2 protein-coding genes and 1 pseudogene are annotated in these 2,405 nt (G+C 67.9%); all 3 read left to right on the forward strand.

Annotated features, from left to right (window positions below; all coding sequences use genetic code 11):
- A partial coding sequence (locus A6M56_RS20065) for an MmgE/PrpD family protein (RefSeq protein ID WP_502686947.1) occupies positions 1-1,294 on the forward strand: 1,294 nt, incomplete at its 5' end.
- 12 nt (positions 1,295-1,306) lie between these two features.
- The gene (locus A6M56_RS20070) at positions 1,307-2,146 is read left to right on the forward strand and encodes an HpcH/HpaI aldolase/citrate lyase family protein (protein WP_286758369.1); all 840 of its coding nucleotides are present in this window, start codon (positions 1,307-1,309) and stop codon (positions 2,144-2,146) included.
- Positions 2,147-2,177: 31 nt separating this feature from the next.
- A pseudogene (locus A6M56_RS20075) lies at positions 2,178-2,405 on the forward strand (C4-dicarboxylate ABC transporter); the annotation flags it as partial.

Consider the following 2,405-nt stretch of genomic DNA (forward strand, 5'->3'; position numbering starts at 1 on the left):
TCCGCAAGCGGTGGTGCGCCGCGCGGAAGACCTGCTGCTCGACTGGTTCGGCTCGGCCATCGCCGGCAAGGGCGCGCGTCCGGTGGAAACCATCGAGCGCTTCGCCCGCCAGATGGGGCCGGAAGGCGGCACCGCCGAAGTGCTGATTGCACGCCGCCGCAGCACGCCCCTGTTTGCGGCGATGGTGAACGCCGCCTCGTCGCACGTGGCGGAACAGGACGACGTGCATAACGGCTCGGTGTTCCATCCGGCAACGGTGGTATTTTCGCCCGCGCTGGCCGTGGCGCAGGAGCTGCGCTGCTCCGGCCGCGAACTGCTGACCGCGTCGGTCGCCGGCTACGAGGTCGGCATCCGCATCGGCGAATTCCTGGGGCGTTCGCACTACAAGATCTTCCACACCACCGGCACCGCCGGCACGGTGGCGGCCGCTGCCGCCGTCGGCCGCCTGCTCAAGCTCACGCCGGAGCAGATGCTGGACGCCTTCGGCTCCGCCGGCACGCAGGCCGCCGGCCTGTGGGAATTCCTGCGCGACGCCGCCGACTCCAAGCAGCTGCACACCGCGCATGCCGCCGCTTCCGGCCTGATGGCGGCTTATCTCGCGAAAGACGGATTCTCGGGCGCCAAGCGCATCCTGGAAGGCACGCAGGGCATGGGCGCCGGCATGTCGCGCGAGCCGGACCCGGCCAGGCTGACCGACCGCCTCGGGCAGCGCTGGACGCTGGCCGAAACCTCGTTCAAGTTCCATGCGTCGTGCCGACATACGCATCCGGCAGCTGATGCCTTGCTGCAGGTCGTCACCGAACACAAACTGACGCCGGAACAGATCGCCGGCGTCACCGCCCAGGTGCACCAGGGCGCGATCGACGTGCTCGGCCCGGTCGTCAATCCGCAGACCGTGCATCAGGCGAAGTTCTCGATGGGCACCGTGCTCGGCCTGATCGCGCAATTCCAGCGCGCCGGCATGAAGGAATTCGAAGACCATTTCAACGACCCGCGCATCGCCGCCTTCCGCGCCAAGGTCGGCATGGCGCTCGATCCCGAAGTCGACCGGGCCTACCCGGCGCGCTGGATCGGCAAGGTGGAGGTGCGGACCGTGGACGGACGCACGCTGCACGGCCGCGTGGATGAGCCCAAGGGCGATCCAGGCAACACGCTTTCCCGCGACGAGCTGGAACAAAAGGCGATCCGCCTGGCGCAGTTCAGCGGCGGCGCGTCAGTGCAGGAAATGCAGACCGCGTTCCATCGGTTGTGGGATATCGAACGCGCCGCCACGGTCGGCTATTTCCTCACGTAAGAGGGCATGCAGATGTCGCAAACCGAATCCAGGCCGGCCGCCCGTTCCTATCTGTTCGTGCCCGGCAACCGACCGGAGCGTTTCGACAAGGCCTGCGCCGCCGGCGCCGATGCCGTCATCGTCGACCTGGAGGACGCGGTGCCGCCAGCCGGCAAGGACGCGGCGCGCAGCGCGCTGGCCGCCTGGCTGGCGCCCGCGCGTCCCGTGCTGGTCCGTATCAACGGCGCCGACACGCGCTGGTTCCGCGACGACCTGGCCTTGTGCGGCCTGCCCGGCGTGGCCGGCATCGTGCTGCCCAAGGCGGGCGAGGCCGGCGAGCTGCTTGCGCTGCAGCGCGCCGGTGCGCAGGAGATGTATCCGCTGATCGAAACCGCGCACGGCTTCGCCAATGCGCGTGCGCTGGCGGAAGCGCCGGGCGTGCGGCGCCTGATGTTCGGCTCCATCGATTTCAAGCTGGATCTGGGAATCGAGGGCGACGATGACGCGCTGCTGTATTTCCGCTCGCAGCTGGTGCTGGCGTCGCGCCTGGCAAACGTTCAGCCGCCGGTGGACGGCGTGAGCACGGCGATCGAGGACGACCGGGAGCTGGAGCGCGACACGCTGCGCGCGCGCCGCCTCGGCTTTGGCGGCAAGCTGTGCATCCATCCGAAGCAGGTCGCGGCGGTGCACCGCTGTTTCAGACCGTCGGAAGAGGAAATCGCCTGGGCAAAAAGGGTACTCGATGCCAGCGCGGCCAGCGGCGGCGCGGCAGTCGCAGTGGATGGAAAAATGGTCGATCGCCCGGTGATCCTGCGCGCACAGCAGATCGCGGACGAAGCGGCGCGCAGGCACCCGGCGGATCGGGGGCATTGAGGTAAATCGTTCAATTCAACAGGAGACAAGGATGAAACTGAAAAAACTGCACGCGGTGTTGTTCGCCGCACTGATCGCCAGCGGCGGCGCCTTTGCGCAAAACCCGATCGTGATCAAGTTCAGCCACGTGGTGGCCAACGACACGCCGAAGGGCAAGGGCGCCGAGCGCTTCAAGGAACTGGCGGAGAAGGCCACCAACGGCCGCGTGAAGGTCGAGGTCTACCCGAACAGCACGCTGTACAAGGACAAGGAAGAGCTG

It is taken from the genome of Ralstonia sp. RL (genome assembly GCF_001683835.1).
In the GTDB taxonomy this organism is placed as follows: Bacteria; Pseudomonadota; Gammaproteobacteria; order Burkholderiales; family Burkholderiaceae; genus Ralstonia; species Ralstonia mannitolilytica.

What these genes read in the sequence shown, in the direction of transcription:
- A6M56_RS20070 (WP_286758369.1), top strand. Translation starts at nt 1,307, where the DNA reads ATGTCGCAAACCGAATCCAGGCCGGCCGCCCGTTCCTATCTGTTCGTG.